At 63.8% G+C, this 20,844-nt stretch carries 19 protein-coding genes; 2 read left to right on the forward strand and 17 right to left on the reverse strand.

The window, feature by feature from the left end:
* Positions 1-5: 5 nt before the first annotated feature.
* The 8 genes from WS61_RS13070 to WS61_RS13105 are packed head-to-tail and all read right to left on the reverse strand — an operon-like array spanning position 6 to position 6,973.
* On the reverse strand, positions 6-1,307 hold the full coding sequence (locus WS61_RS13070; RefSeq protein WP_059500844.1) for an MSMEG_0569 family flavin-dependent oxidoreductase: 1,302 nt from the start codon (positions 1,305-1,307) through the stop codon (positions 6-8).
* A gap of 56 nt (positions 1,308-1,363) precedes the next feature.
* A complete protein-coding gene (locus WS61_RS13075) occupies positions 1,364-1,648 on the reverse strand; it encodes an MSMEG_0570 family nitrogen starvation response protein (protein WP_059500845.1) in 285 nt (94 codons plus the stop codon).
* Positions 1,649-1,658: 10 nt separating this feature from the next.
* A complete protein-coding gene (locus WS61_RS13080) occupies positions 1,659-2,843 on the reverse strand; it encodes an MSMEG_0565 family glycosyltransferase (protein ID WP_059500846.1) in 1,185 nt (394 codons plus the stop codon).
* On the reverse strand, positions 2,840-3,826 hold the full coding sequence (locus WS61_RS13085) for a sll0787 family AIR synthase-like protein (RefSeq protein ID WP_059500847.1): 987 nt from the start codon (positions 3,824-3,826) through the stop codon (positions 2,840-2,842). The genes WS61_RS13080 and WS61_RS13085 overlap by 4 nt, the downstream gene beginning before the upstream one ends.
* A complete protein-coding gene (locus WS61_RS13090) occupies positions 3,823-4,383 on the reverse strand; it encodes an MSMEG_0567/Sll0786 family nitrogen starvation N-acetyltransferase (RefSeq protein ID WP_059500848.1) in 561 nt (186 codons plus the stop codon). Before WS61_RS13090 ends, WS61_RS13085 begins: the two co-directional genes overlap by 4 nt.
* Before the next feature lie 2 nt (positions 4,384-4,385).
* Entirely contained in the window at positions 4,386-5,456 is a 1,071-nt protein-coding gene (locus WS61_RS13095) for an MSMEG_0568 family radical SAM protein (RefSeq protein WP_059500890.1), read from the reverse strand.
* A complete protein-coding gene (locus tag WS61_RS13100) occupies positions 5,449-6,471 on the reverse strand; it encodes a Nit6803 family nitrilase (protein ID WP_059500849.1) in 1,023 nt (340 codons plus the stop codon). Before WS61_RS13100 ends, WS61_RS13095 begins: the two co-directional genes overlap by 8 nt.
* A gap of 19 nt (positions 6,472-6,490) precedes the next feature.
* The gene (locus tag WS61_RS13105) at positions 6,491-6,973 is read right to left on the reverse strand and encodes an MSMEG_0572/Sll0783 family nitrogen starvation response protein (protein WP_059500850.1); all 483 of its coding nucleotides are present in this window, start codon (positions 6,971-6,973) and stop codon (positions 6,491-6,493) included.
* Between the two features lie 380 nt (positions 6,974-7,353).
* Here WS61_RS13105 and WS61_RS13110 point away from each other — a divergent pair, with 380 nt between their 5' ends.
* Positions 7,354-8,745: a PLP-dependent aminotransferase family protein gene (locus tag WS61_RS13110; protein ID WP_059500851.1), complete on the forward strand. Its 1,392-nt coding sequence runs from the start codon at positions 7,354-7,356 to the stop codon at positions 8,743-8,745.
* Positions 8,746-8,810: 65 nt separating this feature from the next.
* Here WS61_RS13110 and WS61_RS13115 read toward each other — a convergent pair whose 3' ends face one another.
* Entirely contained in the window at positions 8,811-9,869 is a 1,059-nt protein-coding gene (locus tag WS61_RS13115) for a porin (protein ID WP_059500852.1), read from the reverse strand.
* A 457-nt stretch (positions 9,870-10,326) separates the two neighbouring features.
* Between WS61_RS13115 and WS61_RS13120 the strand changes: the two genes are divergently transcribed.
* On the forward strand, positions 10,327-11,064 hold the full coding sequence (locus WS61_RS13120) for a helix-turn-helix transcriptional regulator (protein WP_059500853.1): 738 nt from the start codon (positions 10,327-10,329) through the stop codon (positions 11,062-11,064).
* 63 nt (positions 11,065-11,127) lie between these two features.
* On the opposite strand, the gene WS61_RS13125 is transcribed toward WS61_RS13120, so the two are convergent.
* The 8 genes from WS61_RS13125 to WS61_RS13160 all read right to left on the reverse strand — a co-directional run bounded on the left by WS61_RS13125 (position 11,128) and on the right by WS61_RS13160 (position 20,802).
* Positions 11,128-11,811, reverse strand: a complete 684-nt coding sequence (locus WS61_RS13125; RefSeq protein WP_059500854.1) for an ABC transporter ATP-binding protein — start codon at positions 11,809-11,811, stop codon at positions 11,128-11,130.
* Positions 11,812-11,831: 20 nt separating this feature from the next.
* Positions 11,832-13,607 carry an ATP-binding cassette domain-containing protein gene (locus WS61_RS13130; protein ID WP_059500855.1) on the reverse strand — a complete coding sequence of 592 codons (1,776 nt, stop codon included), beginning with the start codon at positions 13,605-13,607 and terminating at the stop codon, positions 11,832-11,834.
* Complete coding sequence (locus WS61_RS13135; RefSeq protein WP_059500856.1) at positions 13,585-14,430, reverse strand: branched-chain amino acid ABC transporter permease; 846 nt, start codon at positions 14,428-14,430, stop codon at positions 13,585-13,587. Before WS61_RS13135 ends, WS61_RS13130 begins: the two co-directional genes overlap by 23 nt.
* A gap of 4 nt (positions 14,431-14,434) precedes the next feature.
* Positions 14,435-15,619, reverse strand: a complete 1,185-nt coding sequence (locus tag WS61_RS13140) for a substrate-binding domain-containing protein (RefSeq protein WP_059500857.1) — start codon at positions 15,617-15,619, stop codon at positions 14,435-14,437.
* Positions 15,620-15,655: 36 nt separating this feature from the next.
* Positions 15,656-17,077 (reverse strand): indoleacetamide hydrolase, encoded by a 1,422-nt coding sequence (gene iaaH, locus WS61_RS13145; RefSeq protein ID WP_059500858.1) that lies wholly within the window; start codon positions 17,075-17,077, stop codon positions 15,656-15,658.
* Between the two features lie 196 nt (positions 17,078-17,273).
* Positions 17,274-18,470, reverse strand: a complete 1,197-nt coding sequence (locus WS61_RS13150) for an MFS transporter (protein WP_059500891.1) — start codon at positions 18,468-18,470, stop codon at positions 17,274-17,276.
* Positions 18,471-18,639: 169 nt separating this feature from the next.
* Positions 18,640-19,692: a carbon-nitrogen hydrolase family protein gene (locus WS61_RS13155; protein ID WP_059500859.1), complete on the reverse strand. Its 1,053-nt coding sequence runs from the start codon at positions 19,690-19,692 to the stop codon at positions 18,640-18,642.
* Positions 19,693-19,842: 150 nt separating this feature from the next.
* Positions 19,843-20,802, reverse strand: a complete 960-nt coding sequence (locus WS61_RS13160; protein ID WP_179949679.1) for a helix-turn-helix domain-containing protein — start codon at positions 20,800-20,802, stop codon at positions 19,843-19,845.
* Positions 20,803-20,844 lie beyond the last annotated feature (42 nt).

The following is a 20,844-nucleotide window of genomic DNA, read 5'->3' on the forward strand; positions in this document are numbered from 1 at the left end:
CGGCGTCAGGCGGCCAGGCTTTCGGCCGAGTGCGGCGCGACCGTCATCTCGGCCTGGATTTGGTCGACGATATGCGCGGCGTCGCGCGCGACCCCGGAAAATCGCCCCGACCCCCACGTATGCAGCCAGGGCAGCCCGACGAAGTAGAGCCCCGGAACCGGCGTCACGCCGCGCCGGTGCGCGGGATAGCCGCGACCGTTGAAGACTGGCGTATCCAGCCAGCTGAAATCCGGGGTGAAGCCGATGCACCAGACGACCGACGCGATACCGCTCGCCGCGAGATCGAGCGTCGTGCGCTCGCCGGCCGGCCGCCACACGGGTTCGTAGCGTGTCGCCGGCGGCGCCGCGATCCCGTTCTTCTCGATATGGGCATCGATGCCGGCATTGATCCGGTTGTACGTATCGTCGGCGCTGTCGAGCCGCGCCGACAGGTCCGCGGAGAAGCGCAACTGCCCGTCCGCGAAATCCTCCAGCCGGCCGTACAGTTCCATCCCCTCGACGGCGAAGCGGCGCAGATCGATGTCGCGCCCGCCGTCGCGGCCGGTCACATAGTGGTTGGTGTTGTCGCGCACGCCTTCGCGCAGCGGATGCGCATCGACCGGCATGTCGTAGTACTGCATGTCGGCCAGCCAGTCGACGACGTCCCTGCCCCGATAGAAGCGCGCACAGCGAGGTGCATCGCCCACCGCAAGGAACACCTTTCGCCCGGCGAGGTGAAGGTCTTCCGCGATTTGCGCACCCGACTGCCCCGACCCGACCACGAGAACCGGTCCGTCCGGCAACGCAGCCGGATTCCGGTATTCCGACGACTGGATCTGCACGATCGATGCAGGCAGCCGCTCGGCCATCCGCGGCACGATCGGCCGATGATAGCCGCCCGATGCGACGACGACCCGATCCGCCGTGTAAGCGCCGCGCGACGTCGCGATGCGGTAGCGTCCGTCCGCGTCGCGCGTCACGCGCTCGACCGCGGTATGCTCCAGCACCGGCGCATCGACGCTGCGGATGAAGCCGTCGAGATACTCGACGATCTCGTCCTTCGTCATGAAGCCGTGCGGATCGGCGCCGCGATACGGATAGCCCGGCAGCGCGCACTGCCAGTTCGGCGTTACGAGACAGAACGCGTCCCAGCGCTGCTTGCGCCACGTGTGCGTCACGGTCTCCTTTTCGAATACGAGATGATCGATACCGGCCTGCTTCAGGTAATAACTGATCGACAGTCCCGCCTGCCCGCCGCCGATGACGGCCACGCCGAGATGGGTATCGATCTGCTGAAGGCTGGATGAGACAACGGGTTCGGTTGACATGGTGCGGTCCTGAATGTGGGTTGTAGACGACACTGAATTCCAGTGTGCCGGGCGTCTCAGACGAGCTCGATGACGGTCACGGTCGCATCGCCCTGCGGCGCGAATCGTTCCGCGTGCGCTTCGATCCGCGCCAGCTCGTCCATCGCGGCCGAGCACGCGAACCCGTATTTCTCGCGTACGCGATCGGACGCGATACCGAGTGCGCGGCGGGCGCGTTCGACGAAATCGTCGAGCGCGTATTGCGTGTCGGGCATGAAGAATTCCGACACGACGGTCGAAGGCGAATAGCAATTGGTTTCCGACTGGTCGGGCCAACGGACCCGAAAATGCATGACCGGCATGATTGCCTCCTCACTCGGCGGACGAGGCTTGCGCACGCTGCGCGAGCCTGTCCTGATAAATGTCCAGATGCCTGCGCGCACTCGCTTCCCATGTAAAGCGGTTCAGCAGCGCGGGGACCGCGTGGGCGAAATCGGGCGCGCGCCGCCCCGTGAGCGCGTCGTGCAGCGCATCGGCAATCGAAGCCACGTCGGCGGGATCGGCCCACACGCACGCGTGCTCGTCCAGATACTCGGTAAACGGTTCGATGGCGGACACGACGACGGGCTTTCCGCACGCGAGCCCCTCGAGCACGACCAGGCCGAATCCCTCGCGAATCGACACCATCGACACGACGTCGGCGCAATGCATCAGCGCGACCAGCGCCGCATCGTCGAGCGGCCCCGTCGGCACGACGGGCTGGTCGACGCCGATGCCCAGCCCGAGCGCTTCGGCACGCGCGACGAAGCGGCGCGCGTAGGCGTCATGGTCGAGCAGGCTCGCGCCGCCCGCGATCACGAGCCGTGCGTCGGGCATCGTGCCGCGCAGCCGCGCGAACGCCTCGAGCAACGCGATCGAATTCTTCCGCTGCTCGATCCCGCCGATCGCCAGGACCATCGGCGCGCCGAGCAGGCCGAACCGCTGCCGCACCGCCCGCATGTCCGCGTGGTCCACGCGAGCGAACCGGGCGACGTCCACGCCGTTGGGCACCACGCTTACGTCGACCCCGAACGTCTCGCGCATCGTGGCCGCCCACGCAGTGCTCACGCACAGCACCTGGTCGGCCTCTCGCCATGCGCGCGCCTTCCAGCGCTCGAGTTGCGGGTCGTCGAATACGTCGAGGTGATGCACGGTCCGGACGAATCCGTCGATCGCGCCCGCCTGCCTCAGATCGGCCAGCGAATTGCCCGTGATGCTGTCCTGTGCATGCAGAACGTCGAACCCGCTGGCATCGTGCTCCAGCAGCGCATGCCTGATCGCGGCAATCCGCGCGCGCACCATTTCCGCTACGCTGCGCGGACGGCCATCGACGCGGGCCAGCACGACGCGGCACGGGACCTCGCGGAACATCGCGTCGCCCGGCGCGGCCGGCGCAAACACGGTGACGTCGCCCCCCGCTTCGTACAACGCACGGGCGAGTTCGAGTGCGTGCACGACGCCGCCGCGCGGATTGACCGAGTGGGTCAGCAACGCGATGCGCATCGTATCGCCGCTCATCGCCCACCTCCGACGACGCCGGTTATGAACGGCTCGCCCCGGAAATCCCAGAGCACCGCCGTTTCGCCCGCTTCCTCGACGACGACCTCGCACGTTGCATCGATATCGCCGATCACGGCGCACGCGAGCCCGCGCGCCGCGAAGCGTTCGCCAATCGCGTCGACGTGCGCCGGCCGGGCCGCCATCAGGAATCCGTAGCTCGGAAAGGCCGTCAGCCAGCGATCGAAGTCGACGCCGGGAGGACGCGGAATCGCGTCGAGTTCGATGCGCGCACCGACGCGCGAACACTCGACGAGCATCAGCGCCGTGCCGAGCACGCCCGCCATCGAAATATCCTTCGCGGCATCGCACAGCCCGTCCTCGGCCAACGCCGGGAGAATCTCGAGATCGCCGCGCAGCCGGGCCGGCGGCGCGCCGACCGACGCATTCCAGAACGGATACGGATCCTCGAACTCGCCACGCAGGTCGACCGCCATCATCAGGCGATCGCCCGGCCGCGCGCCGAAGCTCGACAGCAGCGCGCGCGCCCGGCCCAGGATCGACACCGCGAGTTGCCCGTGCGCGCTGCGCGTGTTGCTGTGGCCGCCGACGACCGGCACGCCGTAAGCCGACGCAGCCGCGGCCATTCCGGCGAGCACCGGCCGCGCGGTGCCGATTCCGTCGCTCCACAATGCATCGACGACGGCGATCGGCCGCCCGCCCATCGCATAGACGTCGCTGACGTTCGCCATCACCCCGCTGTACCCGGCGAACCACGGCATCGATTCGACAAAATCGCCGACCATGCCCTCGATCGCGAACAACAGGTAGCCGTCCGCGTCGGGAATCGCCGCGCAGTCGTCACCGAGCGCGACCGCCTGTGCGAGATCCCGCTCGCCGTTCGGCAAAGCCGCCGCGAGCGATGCGACCACGCCGGAGATGTCGTGCTTGTGCTGGAAGCCGCGGCTTGCGCGCAACGCGGCGATCCGATCCTCGATACTCATGACCGCGCCTCCGAGCGCAAGACGAACCCCTCGAACGGTGTGGTGCACGGCGGATAGTGTGCAAGCCGGGCCCGCATCAGTTGATGAGGACATCCGAACAAGGTTTCCTCGCCGAGCGCATCCCAGTGAAGCCGACGAAACAACGGCACGTTCTGCGATTGCACGTGCGCAACGAAGGTCCGGCACCCTTCGGCATGCGCGCTGCCGACGGCCAGCGCGATCAGCATCGAGCCGATCCTGCCCTGCCTGCGAAACGCCGGATGCACAGCGAGCCGCGAACCCATCCAGGTTCCGGGCTCGGTCTCGTGAATCCGCACCGTGCCGACCACTTGCTCCGGTAGCCCGGCGCAGCAGCTGACCGCGACCAGCAATTGCGCGTGGCGATCGATGTCGTCGCGATCGTCGCCGACGAAGATCCCCTGCTCGATGCAGAATACGGCCCGGCGCAGCTTGTACGCTTCGTCGATTTCCCACGGAAGCGCCGCCCATTTGATCCGGTATTCGGCGGGACGGTACGTGTCGCGGCGCTCGGCCAGCCCCATCTCTACGCAGTACATGGTCAAGCCTCGTAGGTCGACTGCGACGAGCACGCGCCGCACTTTCCGCACCCGGCCTTGATGTCGGCGGAACGCATGCCGGCCTCGCGCAGCATCGCGCCGAGCGGTTCGAGCACCGCCCGCATGAAGTCCGGCGACGGCGCGGGATGGCTCTCCAACGGCGTGCCGCTGATCGGCACGAACGGCACGACGAACGGGTACACGCCGAGCGCGATCAGCTCGCGCGACATGTCCAGAATCGTAGCGGCACTGTCCCCCAGCCCGGCGAGGATGTAGGTGCTCACCTGCCCACGGCCGAACACGGCGACGGCCGCGCGGAATGCCGCCATATACCGCGACAACGGCACGCTCGCCTTGCCCGGCATGATCCGTTCGCGCACGCCCAACGTCACGGCTTCCAGATGCATGCCCAGCGTATCGATCCCGCTTGCCTTCATCCGGTCGAACCAGCCGTCGTCGTCGGGCGGCTCGCACTGCGCCTGGATCGGCAGATCGACGGCCGCCTTGATCGCGAACGCGCTTTCGCACAGCACGCGCGCACCGCGGTCCGGCGTCGGCGGCGTGCCGGTCGTCAGCACCATGTGCTTGACGCCGTCGAGCAGCACCGCCGCGCGCGCCACCTCGGCGAGTTGTTCCGGCGTCTTGCGGGCGATCGTCCGGCCGGCTGCCAGCGACTGGCCGATCGAGCAGAACTGGCAGGTCTTGCGCCGGCTTTCGTAGCGAATGCAGGTCTGCAACACCGTGGTCGCCAGCACGTCGGCGCCATGCAGCGTCGCGATGTGCGAGTACGGCACGCCCTCCATCGTCTGCAACGCGTAAAAGCGCGGGCTCGACGGAAAGCTGATGCTCGCGATCGGGATGGTGCCGCGCGAGAGCGTGCTGACGCCCGCCGCGTCGGGCGCCGCCGCGACGAACGGCGAATCCCACGCGGTGCTCGTGTGGACCGGCACCATGATGGTCACGCCATCGACCGTCACGGCCTTGTGATCGGACGGCCCGGCGCCGCCGCGCCGGCTCGCGGCGCCGACCCGCGGGTCCGCGAGGCGCAGCCCGACCGACTGCAGTTCAGTCATCAGTTGCCGGCTCTGCGCCGACGGTTTCGCGTTCGCGCTCATGGCAGTTCCCCTCGAAGTCGCGTGCGGCCGACCCGCCGATCCCCATCGGGGTCACCGTCGCCGCCGGCCGATCGTTGATGGCAAGGCTCAGCAGTTCTGGCCGCGCATAGTGGCCGACCGAATCCATCATTCGCTTGCGTTTGGTGATCAGCGACATGTCCAGGTCGGCGATCACCATCCCTTCTCCCGCGCGCAACGGCTCGGCCAGATGCTGGCCCTCCGGCGACACGATCGCGGTATTGCATCCGCCGCGCAGGGCTTTCTGCAGATTCGGATCGTCCGTGATCGACTCGATCTGCGCGTCCGTCAGCCAGCCGGTCGCATTGACGACAAAGCAGCCCGATTCCAGCGCGTGGTGGCGAATCGTGACTTCGATCTGATCCGCGAAGATCGGGCCCACCAGCGATCCGGGGAACTGGCTGCAATGAATTTCCTCGTGCTGCGTCATCAGCGCATAACGGGCGAGCGGGTTGTAGTGCTCCCAGCACGCGAGCGCGCCGACCCGTCCGACACCGGTCTGCGCGACCTTGAGTCCGGCCGCGTCTCCCTGCCCCCAGATCATCCGCTCGTGAAACGTCGGTGTGATCTTGCGGCGCTTCACCGCGAGGCGTCCGTCAACGTCGAAGATCAGCTGCGTGTTGTACAGGCTGCCGTGGTCACGCTCGTTCACGCCGAGCACGACCACCATCCCGTGCAGACGTGCGCGCTCGGCGACCGCATGCGTCACGGGGCCGGGCACCGTCACGGCCTGCTCATAGAGCCGCATGTGATCGGCGCCGGATGCGACGGGCGCCCGCACGAACGAGAAGTACGGGTAGTACGGCACGAACGTTTCGGGGAAGACGATCAGCTGGACGCCGTTGCCGGCGGCCTCGTCGATCGCCGCACAGACCTTGTCGAGCGTAGCGCCAGCGCGTTCCAGATCGGGCGCGATCTGGACGGCTGCCGCCCGGACGATGCGTTTGTCGGACATGATGGCACCCGTCGCTCGATCAAACAGTCCAGGTGTGGATGATCAGCGCGTTCTCCTTGCGGTGAAGCAGCTGGATATCCAGCACGTCGAGCGGATTGATCGGTCGGATGCCCTCGATCAGCGACGCTTCGCCGTGCCCGTACAACGCCTGCAGCGCAAAGCGGCACGCGTAGACCTTCCCGCCTTCTTCCATGAACTTGACGAGTTGCTTGTTGATGTTCAGGTGTCCGGGAAACGCCTCGTCGCCGAGCGTCGGAAAACCGCGCTGCAGACCGAGCGTCACGCCGGGGCCATAGAGCAGCACCGACGTCTCGAACCCCTTGCGTTGCAGGCGCGTCGCCTGCAGCAGGTTCACGAAGCCGATCGATCCCTCGAACGCAACCGTGTGGAACGTCACGAGCGCCTTCTCGCCCGGTTCCGCCTTGACGTCTTCGAAAACCTTTTCCTCGTAGTCGACGAGGAAATCTCCTTTCTTATGCAGAGGCTGATTGACTGCGGGCATGGCACGCTCCGTTTGAGGTGAGTTGAACGAGGTTCCCGAACACTTTCGAATCCGGGCGAACTCATTCACGCAACGCATATGCCAACGGGCCCCAAGCCGATGCAATCACTCTCCAATCATTCAATCGATCAATGCTGATGCGGTCGGTCCGATCCTTGCGTGAGCGGATCGGGGTCGGACGGGAAACGACCGTCCAGCGCACGGCCGCGCACCGGACTGATGCGGGTCCAAGGGGTTCGTGCGCATCGACCGTGCATCGATGCATCGATCCGATACACGATGCGATCAATGCAATCAACCGACTGAAAAATGTCGACGTCAATATTTTTCGATTGATGCGCGATGCTAACGTTTTGATGAACCGTCAAATGGAATCAGCCATGGATTACGTGATCCATCATTGGTCGAAACGGCTATTGGAAAGCCGGAAACCGGCGTACCTGCTGATCCCCGACCTCATCGAGGAAGATCTCGCCGCGGGCCGTCTGAAACCACGCGACCGCCTGCCGGGGCTGCGCGATCTCGCCGGTGCGCTGAACCTCAACTACACGACGGTGGCCCGCGCTTATGCGGAAGCGCGCCGACGCGGCCTGCTCGACACGCGCGCGGGCAGCGGCACGTTCGTGCGCGGCCCGACGCGAACCATTCCGCTGTCGGGTGGGAGCAGCATCGAAATGTCGATGAACATGCCGCCCGAGCCGCCCGAGCTGGCCAGGCGGCTGCAACAGTCGGCTGCGGCCTTGTTCGATGGCGCCGATCCTTACCAGCTCATGCGCTACCAGGATTTCGGCGGCACGCCGCCGGATCGCGCCGCCGGCCGCGCGTGGCTGGCCCATCGCCTGCCCGGCTGCAGTGGCGACACCGTGCTCGTTTGCCCCGGCATCCACAGTGCGCTCGTCGCGCTCGTCTCCACGCTGGCGCGTCGCGGCGACTCGATCTGCCTCGATTCGCTCGCTTACCCCGGCATCAAGGCAATCGCGTCGCAATTGGGCGTGCAGTTGCAGCCGCTGCCGCGGGACGACGACGGGCCGTTGCCGCACGCGTTCGAATCGCTCTGCAAAAGCGGTCGGCCTGCCGCGCTGTACTGCAACCCTACCCTGCAGAACCCGAGCACGCTCACGATACCGTTCAGACGCCGCGAAGCGCTGGCCGATGTCGCGATGCGCTACAACGTGCCCATCATCGAGGACGACGCGTATGCAATGCTGCCGCAGAACGCGCCGCCACCGCTGGCGCTGCTGGCACCCGAACTGACCTACTACGTGACCGGCATGTCGAAGAACTTCGGCGCCGGCTTGCGCATCGCTTACCTGCTGGCGCCGACGGCGCGTGAGGCGCAGCGGATCGCCGGCGCATTGCGTGCTACGACCGTGATGCCGAGCCCGTTCACGATGCTGCTGTCGACCCAATGGATCAACGACGGCACGGCGAGCGAGATGCTGGACGCGATTCGATCGGAGTCACATGCACGGCAGGCGATCGCGGGCCGGATTCTTGGCGCATGCCCTTTCGATGCCCACCCGGACGGTTTCCATCTCTGGTTGCCGATTCCACGCGAATGCCTATGGACGGCACCGGATCTGGCGCAGCATCTGCGGAGCCGAAGCGTCGCCGCCGTGGCGAGCGCGGCATTCTCGACGGACGGCGACCCGCCGGCGGCGATCCGTATCTGCCTCGGCGGGCCGCAGGATCGGGAGCAGTGTCGGGACGGCCTGGAACTCGTCGCGGATGCATTGACCGACGCGCATCATCTTTATGGAGCGGCGATGTAGCGGCCGATGCCGCGTCGAAGACAAATGGGCGCCCCCGGTTCGCCATCGCGCTTGGCCCGCAACCGTCAGAACTTGTGCCGAATGCCGATTCGCGCGGCAGTCTGAAAACTCGTGCTGGACGGCGATCCGAGCGCTGCTTCGATTTGTGCGCCGTGGGCATGATCGTGCGCGAACGCGCCAACGAAATAAACGTCCGTTCGCTTGGAAATGAAGTAATCCGCCCCGATGGTCACCTGGTTCGCGCTGCCGACGCCGTTGTTGCGCTGCTGAAACTGGAACCCGGCGCCGAGCGAAATATCGGGCCTGACAAAGTAAGTCATGCCACCGTCGTAGGTCAGCGCCCGAGCCCGGGTGCCGCTGCTCAACTGAACATCGGTCACTACACCGAATATCTGCGCTTTCCCCAGGCTGTAAGTTGCACCGCCGGCGTACTCGGTCAAATTCGCGGAAGTTGTCGCGTTATGCTGCTTGAAATACGAGAGCGATGCGGCAAGTCCGCCTTGGCTGTAGTTCAGCAGAAAATTCATCGAGCTGTTGGTGCCCAACGAGCCTGCGACATTACCGAAACCATACATGGCACCGACACTGAAACCCGAAATCGTCGGCGAGAGATACTTCACCGAATTATTGACGTTATCGCCCCACAGTCGGTTATCGAGCGTATACCCGCCCGCCGCATACGCCGGGATACCCCAGCCCAAAATACCCGCCGCCGTGTTTCCTGCAATCGAGTACGCCGGGAAAATATCGCCGATGAAGTCGTACTGTCGACCGAACGTCAGCGTACCGAAGCGTCCATCAAGGCCGACGAAGGCTGCGCGATTGAACAACAGCCCGCTCTGCGCCAACGCGCCGTTGGAAAGTTGAAAGCCGCTTTCGAGCGTGAAGATCGCCTTGAGTCCGCCGCCCAGGTCCTCTTTACCCGTCAGCCCCCAGCGATCTCCCTGCGAGGACCCTGACGTAAACTGCACGAGCGCACCATGCCCCGTGCTCGATGTCGCATTGTTCGTGTAAGTGATGCCGGCATCGACCAGCCCGTACAGCGTCACTGACGACTGCGCATGTGCCACGCCACACCCCACCGCGGCGCACACCACCATGCTTCGCTTGATGACCGTATTCATATCGCTTTCCTAATTTTATGGCGTAGCTTTCGTTGACGAAAATGACTGATGAAAACGTCCCGCTGGAAATGCATCGGAATCGTTTGGCCAATGGGCAGGCGTCTCCGGGTAATTCTCCAGCTTGCCTCGCTACAACGAACAGTCTCAGCACGTCCGCTTCCCACTGCGCGTCTACTCTATGGGCAGCGTTTTTTGAGCCCCATCGTTAGAAATATCGACAGGGAAACCTTGGCCTGAGCCCGTGCTCACGACACTCAGAGGTCCGCGCGAGCATCCCTTTCGATCTGCAATAGGCAGTGGACCTGACTGCGGCATGAATACAACGGACGGACAGAGGCAGCGAAGTTCATTGCTGATCAGGATTTTTTGCGCTGCTATGCTTGGTGTGTAATGCGAACCAGTCTTTCAAGGCTGTCACGCATGCTGTCTCCTGATTCTTCCCACCGATGAGGCACCCTTGAAGCCACAAGTTCACGATCTCACGCTCGACGAACTCCGACTTTTCGGCGACATCATCGGACGGCTCGAAGAGCTCGGACCGGTCGTGGATGTCAGGCGCGTCGTTTTGTCAGACTTGACCCGGCTGCTGCGATCCGATTTCTGCGTCTCCTACAACTGGGATGCCGAAAAAGGAACCTATGTCGACCCGATTGCGGTCAACGTCGATTCGGATCACGTGCGTCGCTACACGAGCTGGTACCAGCACAACGACCCGATGACGGCGCAACTCTGCAAGCTGCGCAGGGCCACGTTGGTGGAGGAAGTGATGGACCGGCCTGCACTGGAGAAAAGCGAGTTCTACAACGAGTTTCTCGCGCAGGACGGTTTGCATCACGGGATCAACGTGTTTGTCTTCGACGGCGAACGCCAGCTCAGCGATCTGAGAATCTGGCGAACGAGGAATCGGCCTGAGTTCGAGATGCGCGACAAACTCGTGCTCGATGCGATCGAACCGTTCCTTTGCCGCGCGATCAAACGTCGGGCAGGCAGCGCAACGGGACTCACGGACCGTGAGAGCGAGATCGCGCAGCTGGTCGCAAAGGGTTGTACCGATCAGGATATCGGCCGTCTTCTCTGCATCAGCCTGTCGACCGTGCGCACCCATTTGCGGCGGATCATGGACAAGAAGGGATTCTCTAACCGCGCGGAGCTTGCTGCCTGCGTCGCCGCGGCCGTCACGACCGCGCCGTCGTGACGATTGAACGGCGCGGTCGACGGCCACGTACGCACGATGCGACGAATCGCCCGATACGGGAAACTAGACTGCCAACACCGCTTCGAGCCGGTCGCGAGACATATCGATCGAGTCGCCCGACAGCACGACATCTCCATGATCCAGACCGATGAAATGGTCGGCGATCGACGTGAGAAACGTCAGATTCTGTTCGACGACCACGAACGCCGCTCCGTCCGCGATTCGAGACCGGATGACCGACGCCATCCGCTCCAGATTCTCCTGCTGAACACCTTCCGACGGCTCGTCGATCAGCGTGAGAGGCGAACGCTCTGCGATGACCCTGGCGAAGGAAAGTAACTTTTTTTCACCACCGCTCAACTTCCCGGCCGGTTGAAACAAGCGTTCCTTAAGCCGCGGGAAAATCCGGAAGAGATCGTCGTATGCGTCCAGGCTTCGGCTCTTGAATCCGAGTGTCAGGTTGTCCGCGACGCTCAAATTGTCGAAGACGACCCGCTCCTGCGGCGCATAGCTCATCCCCAAACGTCGCCGTTGATGCGACGGCACTTTGCCCACTTCGCTGCCGTTGACGGTGACCGTACCGGACGCGGGCTGGATGACGCCGGCCAAAGCGCGCATGAGCGTCGACTTGCCCACGCCGTTGCGGCCGAACACGCCCAGTACGCTACCTGCGGCCACCTCGCCGCTGATCCCCTTGAGCACCATCGTGTCGCCGTAGCCCGCGACGATCGACGAAAACCTCAGCATGGCTTCTCCCCGGCGCTCGCTCACTTTCTTCCTCCCGAGTAGACGGCCTTGACGTCTTCCGACATCTTGACCTGTGCCAAAGATCCGACCGCGAGGCTTCTGCCCTGATGCAGGACCACCACGTTGTCGGCGATCTTTTCCAGTGCGCTCATGTCGTGCTCGATCACGATGGCCGACGCGTCCAGTTCGCTTACGGTCGACGTGATCGCGTCCATCATGTGACGGGTTTCGTGCGCCGAGAGACCGGCGCACGGTTCGTCGAGCAGCAAAAGACGCGGCTCGGTGATCGCCACCATCGCGAACTCCAGCATCTGGCGCATCCCTTGAGAAAGATCCCCCGCACGAACGGCCATATTCGATTCGAGAAATCCGAATTTTTCGAGTGTGCGAACGCGCTGAAGCGAATTCCAATGCAGCGGCGCCGCGGCCAACATCTCTCGAGGACGGATCCGGTTCGCCCACAGCGCGATCTGAAGATTCTCGTTGACGGACAACTGCGCAAAAACCGACGGAATCTGGAACTTTCGGCCGACGCCCAGTCGGGCGACCTGCCACGCCGGCGAGGACGAAATCTCGGCCCCGCGAAAGTGGATTTCACCGGAACGAACCGGCAAGCGGCCCGTCATTGCGTTGAACGTCGACGTCTTCCCGGCGCCGTTGGGACCAATGAAACAATTGACGCCCCCCGCTCCCACCTCGAGATCAAGCCCGTTGAGGATGTTGACGCCGCCCTGGCTGACTTCCACCTTCCTGAAACTGAGCAGCGTGGATTGAGCCGGTCGCAGGTCGATCGTCGCGATGTCGTGCGCATCGATCCGTTTCTCCGGAATGGGGTTCGCGACGCGCAGACCGGCCATGCGCGCAAGCGCGGCCGCCGCGCCTGCCAGGCCATCGGGAAATAGCCGCACCACACCGATGAAAATCAGCGCTACCAGCACTTCCCAATAGGTGAACAGGTCACGCCAAGTCGCGGCGAGCAGTCCGATCACGACGGCGCCGAGTTGCGCGCCCAATGGACTGCGCTTTCCGCCGACGGCCGCCCAGATGACGAACTGCGCCGACAATGCCACGCCGACCGCCTGCGGACCGACCAGACCCTCGTGCGGCGCATACAGGGCGCCGCCCAAACCCGCGATCGCGCCCGAGAGGCCGAAAGCGGCCGCCTTCAGCTTGTGCGTCGCAAATCCAAAAAACTGGAGGCGATCTTCATTCTCCGAAATCGCTGCCCAGAGCGTCCCGATCGGTCTGCGGTTCAGCCAAGTGATCAGTGCCGTGACCCCGACCGCAGCCGCTGCGATCACGTAATACAGATTTCCATACCGGTCGGTCATCGGCAGATCGGGGATATCGGTGAGCCCGTTGAAACCGCCGGTCACGCTGCTCCATTGATTGGCCAGCAGAAACCCCAACATGCACAACGCGAGAGTAATCAACGAAAAAAACGGCCCGCTGTCGATCCGGCGCGCAAAGACGACGAATCCGATCGCATAGGCCAGCGCCGCCGGCACCGCGATGGCAAGCGGAAGCAGAATGATCTGCCATTCGCCGCCGACCGCGCCCGCGGAGCGCAATACGAACGCGCTGACATACGCGCCCAGCCCGAAGAACAGGCTTTGGCCCAGCGGCAAGAAACCCGAATTCCCCCAGCACAACGCAACGCTTTGCGTCGCCATTCCATACAGCAACAGCAGCCCGATCTGGTTTGCGCTGTAGTCGCCGGCCCACAGCGGCAAGCTCAGAAGAATCGCCGCCGTGGCAACCTGGAGGGCCGTTTCAACGGCGCGAGACGAGGCCATTTGGGCGACTCCACAAGAAATAGATGGACAGGATTAGAACAGCGGTATAACCCGACGTCTGATCGATGAAACTCGACACCGCGACCTGCGTTCCGCCGATGACGAACGTGCCTACCGCGAGACCGAGCAAGCTACCCAGGCCGCCGACGACGAGCACGAAGAACGAATTGAGCAGATAGTCGAGGCCCATGTACGGCTCGACCCGCACGATCGGGGCGAGCAGTACACCCGCCAGTCCGGCCAGCACCACACCCGTGATGAAAGTGCCGCTGGCCAGTCGGATCGTGTTGATGCCGGCCGCCTTGGCAAGAAGGGGATTCGCGACCATGCCTCGGATCCGCGCGCCCGTCTGGCTGCGGCTGTACCATGCCGCGAGCCCGGCGAATGCGAGGCCCACCGCGAACATCATCGCGAGCCGGAATGCCGGATACGACGTGCCCAAGACGTCGATCGATGCGCCATCCGCACCGGCCACGTCCTGGTAACCCTTTCCGAACAGTGCGACCACGCCTTCGCGCAGCAGGATCGAAACGCCCCAGGTCGCGAGCAGCGTATCGAATGGCCGCTGATACAAAGGACGCACCAGCAGACGCTCGACGATCCATCCGACGATGGCGCACACGACGATCGCCACAGGTATCGCAAGCAAAGCAGGTAAACCGAGACGCTGCACGACGACCACCGAGTACGCACCCAGCATGATGAACTCGCCATGCGCCATGTTCAGCACGCCCAGCAGCCCGAACACAATGGCCAGGCCGATCGTCGTGAGCGCGAGGGCCGCACATGCGTAACCGAGATTGAGAAGGTAGGAAAGCAGCATGACGTCAACCCGCACCCGCTCCGCTCGCACAGGTCTCGGCCGAGCCAAGTTGCGAGAACGTCTTGACGATGTCGTAGCGAGCGCCTGATGCCTTCGCGAGGAAGATGTCGGCCGTCACATTGCGCGATTTCATCGTCACCACGCCGCGTGGGCCTTTGTAGCTTGCCCCGTCGGACGCCTTCGTCAGCTCGCCGATCGACGTGGAATTCGCCTTCCTGGCCATCGCGTCGTACATCAGGATGCCTTCGTATGTCGACTCGCCGATACTGCTCAATACCGCCGAAGCGCCGAAGCGCTTGTGATAGCGCTCCAGAAACTGCGCGGACGTGGCGGTCGGTGTCGAGAAAAAGCCGGAAGCCGAGTAGAGGTTCCTGGCATTGGACGCACCGATGCCGATCAACGTGTTTTCCTCGATCATCGTGCCGAAACGGATCATCTTGTCGCTGAGGCCGAAGCTCGCAAAACTTCTGTTGAACGTGACGGCCGACCCACCCACCAGCGTGATGAACACCGCATCCGCCTTGCTGTCCCGGATCTTGCCGAGCACCGCGTCGAAGTTGTCGACGTCGAACGGCACGTACTCCTCGCCGACCACGGTCGCGCCGGCGCCCTGAATCGCCTTTTTCGCCACTTCGTTCGACTTGCGCGGCCAGATGTAGTCGTTGCCGATCAGGAACCAGCGCTTGATCTGGTGTTGGGCGGTCAGCCACGGAATGACCGGCGTCAGTTGCTGCGCGGGCGTCTCGCCGACGAAGAAGGTCCCCTTCGCGCAATCGCCCCCCTCGTACATCGGCGTATAGAAGTAAGGCACCTGGCCTCGGAACAGACTTTCCAGCGCCGTTCGTACGGCGCTGTCGTGCGATCCGACGAAGACCTCCGCCTTGTCGCGCTTCCACAGGCGGAGCGCCGTCTGCGCCGACTCGGAAGGTGCGGTGCCGGCGTCGCCCACCAGCAACTCGAGCGGGCGCCCCAACACGCCCCCGCGCGCGTTGATCTCCTCGATTGCCATCGCTGCGCTGTTTTTGCAGGCTTGACCGAAAAATGCAGCCGGCCCGCTCATCGGTGCCATCAGCGCCAACTTCAGCGGCTGGTTTGCCGCTCGTACCGCTGCCGGCACGAGCCCTCCGACGCCCACCGCGGCACTTGCCGCACCGAGCGCAATACTCTTCAGGACATTTCGACGATTCATTTGCTTGCCTTTCTCGTTAAGCCGTTGCCGGATGGTTCAAACGTGTGCGTCGAGATGCGGGAACGTCGCGGCACACAGGACACGCTCCATTTCCTTGCCGATCTGCAGAATTCGCTGATCCGAATACGGAGCACCGTCCAGCGCCAATCCAACCGGGAGCCCATCCTGGGTCAGACCTGCCGGCACGGTGATGCCGGGTACCCCTGCGTTGCTGCCCGGTTCGGTATTTCGTGTGTATGCGGCAAAGACATCGAGCGCTTCGGACCCGACCACCACCGTTTCAGCGCCGATGCTGCAAGCCGGAATCAGGACGGTGGGAAACAGCAGTGCGTCTGCGTCCACTTCGCGAAGACACGCCACGTACGACGTGCGCGACTGCTCTCGCGCGAGCAGCGCTTCGGCGTATTCGGTCGCGGAAATCGCACCGCCCCCCAGGATGTGGCCGACGATTCGAGCCACATCCGGGCTCTCGATGCGGGCGACGATCTCCGGGAACGTCACGGCTACGCTGCCTGCTTCCAGATAGCGCGCCACGGCACCGGCAAACTCGAAGAAAGGGATGATTGCGTTCTTCTGCGCACGGAAAAACGGATAACGTCGCAGGTCAACGTCAACCAGCTCGAAGCCGGCGTCCTTCAGCGTTTGCAGCGCACGTTCGAGAACCGGCCGTGCGTCGGGCGACAGCCCCTCCCACAACGTCGAGTACGGAACTGCCAGGCGAACCTCACGCGCATCATCGGCAACGGGTAGTGCAGAATCACTTCCAGACAGGATCTCGTCCAGCAACATCACGTCGGCGACGGTGCGGGCGATCGGGCCGACCGTGTCACGCGTGGGCGAGATCGGCACGATGCCCTCGGACGGATAGCGTCCGTGCGTGGGGCGAAAGCCGACCAGCCCGCACAGCGCCGCCGGGATGCGCACCGATCCGCCCGTGTCGGTGCCGAGCGCCGCCGGCACCGCGCCACTCGCCACCAGCACGGCCGACCCGCCGCTGCTTCCGCCCGGGATTCTGGACGGGTCGTACGGGTTGCGGGCCGGCCCGAAAAATCCGTTGTCGTTGGTGCAGCCGAACGCTAGTTCATGCATGTTGGCTTTGCCTGCGGCCAGCGCACCCGCGTCGACCACGCGTGCCACGGCCGGCGCATTCGCGCGAGCTACGGCGTGGCGAAGCGCTGCCGTCCCAGCAGCTGTCGGCATGCCCGCGCAGTCGATGTTGTCCTTGATTGCCAATGGAACGCCTGCAAGTGACAGTCGGGCCGTTCGGGCGGTGGGCGATTCATCGTGAGCCCGCGCCGATTGCAACAACCTCTCGGGGTCGAAATACGCGAACCCGTTCAGCGACTCGGTGCTGGCCTGTCGATCCACCAGCGCCTGTACGTATTCCAGGCAGGAGATCTCGTGTCGATCGATCGCGTCTTTTGCGTCGATGACTGAAAGCTGCGGCAGGGTTGGCATCTACGTCTCTCGTACATTGCGGTCTTCGTAGATTGCGCGTCGGCTTTTTTGTCGCGCATCGTCAGAAATGACGACGCAGTCAACCCTGGCATCGTCGCCTCACCGCCGCTGGTACAGTCCCACGCCCGACGTCAATGGCCTTGATCGCACGAGTCCGCGCAACGGTCCGAAATCCGCCTGCCCGTTTGCCAAACGTTCACGCCGCGTCGATCGTCGAGACGGCATGCTTCGACGTCGCCGCGGGTACCGTTTCATCGAGAAACATTCCCACGAGCGCGCTCACCAGCGACACGCCTCCGACGATCAGCATCGGATAACCCAGGCCGAACGTGTCGGCGAGCCCGCCTGCCACCACCGGCATCAGGACCCCGCCAATCAGTTCGCTGACTGCGGTGGGAACGCCCACGGCCGAGCCGGTCAGCGTGGACGGGACGGATTCGCAGGGAATCACGGCAAGAAAGAGCGGTGCGATACCGAAGCCGCAAATCCCGGCAGCAAAGAGGTTGGCGAACATGACGATCGGAGACGCGTGACAGAGAACAAACGTCAGCATCAGGACGCCGTAACAAGCCGCGGAAACGACGAGCACGATCCGCCGTCCGAGCCGATCCGATATCGCCGGAACGGCGATCATCCCGATAAAGCCGCCGAAACCCCATCCGGATATGATCAGGCCGACCGTGCCGAGACCGAGGCCCACGACTTTGGTCAGATAGAGCGCGACGAACGTCGAGAACACGAACAGGCCCGTCTGGAACAGCGATCCGATGACCGTGGTCAGCCAGATGTTCTTGTATCTCAGCACGGTCAAGGGGCCGCCCGGTGCCGAGCGAGCCCGCTTGTCGCGACCGGCCTCCGTCTTTCGCATGGTCCGGCCGATCAGGAACGTCAGCAACAGCCCCGGAATGCCGAGCACGAAAAACACCCACTCCCAGCGCATGTGCATCACGAGCTGGGTCGCGATGATCGGTCCGAGGCCGATACCCAGTAGGGGGAAAAACGACTGGTGGATGCCCAGATTCAGGCCGCGCCGGCTCGGCGTCGATATTTCGTCGATGGTCGCGACGCTGGCGCTGAAGACGCCGCCCTCACCCACGCCAAGGAGGCCTCGCACGAGCAGCATGCCGTGGAACGACTTGGCGACGCCGGTAAAGGACGTCATCACCGAGAAGAAGATGGACGACCCGAGCAGAATCTTGCGACGCCCTTGGCGGTCGGACAGGCTTCCGAGCACCCATGTCGAAATGGCCCAGGTCAACGCCAGCACCGAGGCGATGGCGCCTGCCTGCGTGTTGTTCAGATTCAGCTCCGGCAGCAGAACCGGGAACAGGTACACGATGACCAGTCGGTCGAGACCCACGATGCCGAACAGCACCGCAAGAAAGATGACCATCTTCCATTCGTAGCTTCTACTTTCGTTGCATTTCATATCGCTATCCTAACTATATCGTCGTGACTGAATGACCGTTGTTTCGAAGAAAAACCGCCAAGCCAACCCGGCAGCGACACGAAACCCTCCGACCGGCCCGCCACGACACGACATGGCGAGCCTGATGGTTGCGCTACCGATCTCCGCCGCTGCCCGCAATTCCTGACGGGCAGCCGCCGTCCGATGAAGCGGAATCATCGGCGGCCGCCTCCGCCGGCGTTCTGTCGAGTATCTCGGCGACAGGGGGGCGCGGTCGCCGGTCGATCAGCAATCGCAGCACGTCGGGCCGGGAGTAATGCCCCGCGGGATCGAACACGCACTTCGACAGCGATTGCGTGCCGAGATCGATATTGGCGTAGAGCAGGCCTTCGGCGGTTTCGTCGATCTTGTCGAACAGCTCCGCCCCGTCGGGCCCGTATCCAACGCTATGGCCACCGCCCGCCCGCAACAGCTGACGTTTGTCCTCGGTGTCGCAAAGATGCTCGACCATCTCCTCAGTGACGACGGTCGACGGCGCGAGGACGAAGCATCCGCCTTCGACGGCATAGGTCCGCGAAACAGCGTTGTTCACCTGGTGGCTCAATGCGCTGGCGAATTCATAGAGGGAAAAGCTCGGCCACGCGGCCACGTGGACCTGTTCGCCTTGCGCGTACATGGCGGCTTTGGTCAAAGGCTGCACGTGTTCGGCACAACAGAGCGCGCCCAGCTTGCCCAACGGACTGTCGATCACGGTCAGGCCGCTGCCCTCCCCGTCACCGAAAACCGTCCGTTCGAGGTGGGTGGGCTTGAGTTTCTGTCGTTGCAGCAGGGTTTCGCCGTCGGGACCGATCATCCATTGGGCGATATACAACGAGTGGCCCTTGCGCTCCGAGAGCCCCATCACGACCGTGATGCGGTTTTTCCTCGCTGCGTCCCTCAGCGCATCGGCTTCCGGACTGTCGTAGCTCAGCGAATTGTCGAAGTAACGCTGAACATAGCCCTTGCTCATATACCAGGCCGGGGTGCCGAGCCAGACGTAGAACGGATAGCCAGGCAGCCACACTTCGGGGAAGGCGATGAGGGCGGCGCCGGCCCGCGCCGCCTCTTCAATCAAGCGGATAGACTTTTCGATTCCGGCCTGAAGATCGAGGAAGGCCGGGGCGGCCTGCACGACAGCCGCTTTGAACTGGGGATGGTTGAGCGCCAAGATACTCCTCCACGACTCGCGGGACAGGACGCCCGCAACGTTGTAGACGAAGTGTCCGGAGCCAATATGGCGGACGCTTGACTCTGACAGAACAGGATTTTTGCGTATGCTGCCAGCTGGCGATCGCCGCGCAGCCCGCTCAGCGGCGGTTCAAACGGCGTCGCGATGCGTCGCACGGTAGTCGCGCGCGGACATGCCGAAGCGACGTCGAAACGTGCGACTGAAATGCGATGCATTATTGAAACCCCATGCCATCGCAATATCGGTTATCGAGCGGTTTGCATAGGCGCGTTGCCGGAGCCACTCGCCGCATCCGTCGAGTCGGGCCGTACAGATGATCTCGCCGATCGACTCCCCGACTTCGGCGAACAGCCGGTAAAGATAACGGCTGGACACCCCCAGTTCGTCGGCGATCTGTTCGGGTCCGAGTTCCGGTTCGCGAATACGGTCGTGGATCAACGCACGTGCGCGGAGCAGATGCATCTCTTTCACGTTGGATTTGGGCAGCGGAACCGTGTTGAAATAATCCGCCAACGCCAGCGCGATCAGGTTCGCGGACACATCGCCAAGCCGCTCGCAATCGGTCATGGCGCCTTCCTCCGCCGAAAGCGCCCGGTGCAGGGACGCGATATGGTCCGCCGCGATCCGGCGTACCCCGGTGGCCGCGGGAATCCTCACCGCGGTGTGCTGCCTGCCGCACGGCACCCATTTCTCCAGCGCCTTGCGCGGAAAGCGGATCGTGTAATGCTCCCCGGAGAAATGCCAGACGAAACTGCGCGACGAATCGAACAGCACCATGTCGGTGGGGCCGACGAACGCGGTGCGGGCATCCTGCTCGATCGCGCCTCGCCCTTCGGTCTGGACCGACACGAGCAGGTAGTCGTCCGCCGTGCGCCGCACTTCGTCCCAGTCATGCGCCGCGACGTGATCGACCGCCGAAATCCGAGAAACACACACGCCGTCGGTGTCTACGCTGGAAATCTCGCCATGAAATCCCTGCTCGGACTCGGTCCTGAAAACCATCGGGACGCAACTGGCCCGAACCTGATCCGCCCATGCCAGAATCCTGTCGTCACGATGGAAATGATCCGTGGTGGTCACTTGATTCATGGCACGAGGTTCCGGTGGCAGATACGCGAGAGTGTTATCCCG

The organism is Burkholderia sp. ABCPW 11, assembly GCF_001523445.1.
In the GTDB taxonomy this organism is placed as follows: Bacteria; Pseudomonadota; Gammaproteobacteria; order Burkholderiales; family Burkholderiaceae; genus Burkholderia.

Bases quoted from the DNA above. Each gene is read 5' to 3' on its own strand.
- WS61_RS13070 (WP_059500844.1), bottom strand. From the start codon at position 1,307: ATGTCAACCGAACCCGTTGTCTCATCCAGCCTTCAGCAGATCGATACC.
- WS61_RS13075 (WP_059500845.1), bottom strand. From the start codon at position 1,648: ATGCCGGTCATGCATTTTCGGGTCCGTTGGCCCGACCAGTCGGAAACC.
- WS61_RS13080 (WP_059500846.1), bottom strand. From the start codon at position 2,843: ATGAGCGGCGATACGATGCGCATCGCGTTGCTGACCCACTCGGTCAAT.
- WS61_RS13085 (WP_059500847.1), bottom strand. From the start codon at position 3,826: ATGAGTATCGAGGATCGGATCGCCGCGTTGCGCGCAAGCCGCGGCTTC.
- WS61_RS13090 (WP_059500848.1), bottom strand. From the start codon at position 4,383: ATGTACTGCGTAGAGATGGGGCTGGCCGAGCGCCGCGACACGTACCGT.
- WS61_RS13095 (WP_059500890.1), bottom strand. From the start codon at position 5,456: ATGACTGAACTGCAGTCGGTCGGGCTGCGCCTCGCGGACCCGCGGGTC.
- WS61_RS13100 (WP_059500849.1), bottom strand. From the start codon at position 6,471: ATGTCCGACAAACGCATCGTCCGGGCGGCAGCCGTCCAGATCGCGCCC.
- WS61_RS13105 (WP_059500850.1), bottom strand. From the start codon at position 6,973: ATGCCCGCAGTCAATCAGCCTCTGCATAAGAAAGGAGATTTCCTCGTC.
- WS61_RS13110 (WP_059500851.1), top strand. From the start codon at position 7,354: ATGGATTACGTGATCCATCATTGGTCGAAACGGCTATTGGAAAGCCGG.
- WS61_RS13115 (WP_059500852.1), bottom strand. From the start codon at position 9,869: ATGAATACGGTCATCAAGCGAAGCATGGTGGTGTGCGCCGCGGTGGGG.
- WS61_RS13125 (WP_059500854.1), bottom strand. From the start codon at position 11,811: ATGCTGAGGTTTTCGTCGATCGTCGCGGGCTACGGCGACACGATGGTG.
- WS61_RS13130 (WP_059500855.1), bottom strand. From the start codon at position 13,607: ATGGCCTCGTCTCGCGCCGTTGAAACGGCCCTCCAGGTTGCCACGGCG.
- WS61_RS13135 (WP_059500856.1), bottom strand. From the start codon at position 14,430: ATGCTGCTTTCCTACCTTCTCAATCTCGGTTACGCATGTGCGGCCCTC.
- WS61_RS13140 (WP_059500857.1), bottom strand. From the start codon at position 15,619: ATGAATCGTCGAAATGTCCTGAAGAGTATTGCGCTCGGTGCGGCAAGT.
- iaaH (WP_059500858.1), bottom strand. From the start codon at position 17,077: ATGCCAACCCTGCCGCAGCTTTCAGTCATCGACGCAAAAGACGCGATC.
- WS61_RS13150 (WP_059500891.1), bottom strand. From the start codon at position 18,470: ATGGTCATCTTTCTTGCGGTGCTGTTCGGCATCGTGGGTCTCGACCGA.
- WS61_RS13160 (WP_179949679.1), bottom strand. From the start codon at position 20,802: ATGAATCAAGTGACCACCACGGATCATTTCCATCGTGACGACAGGATT.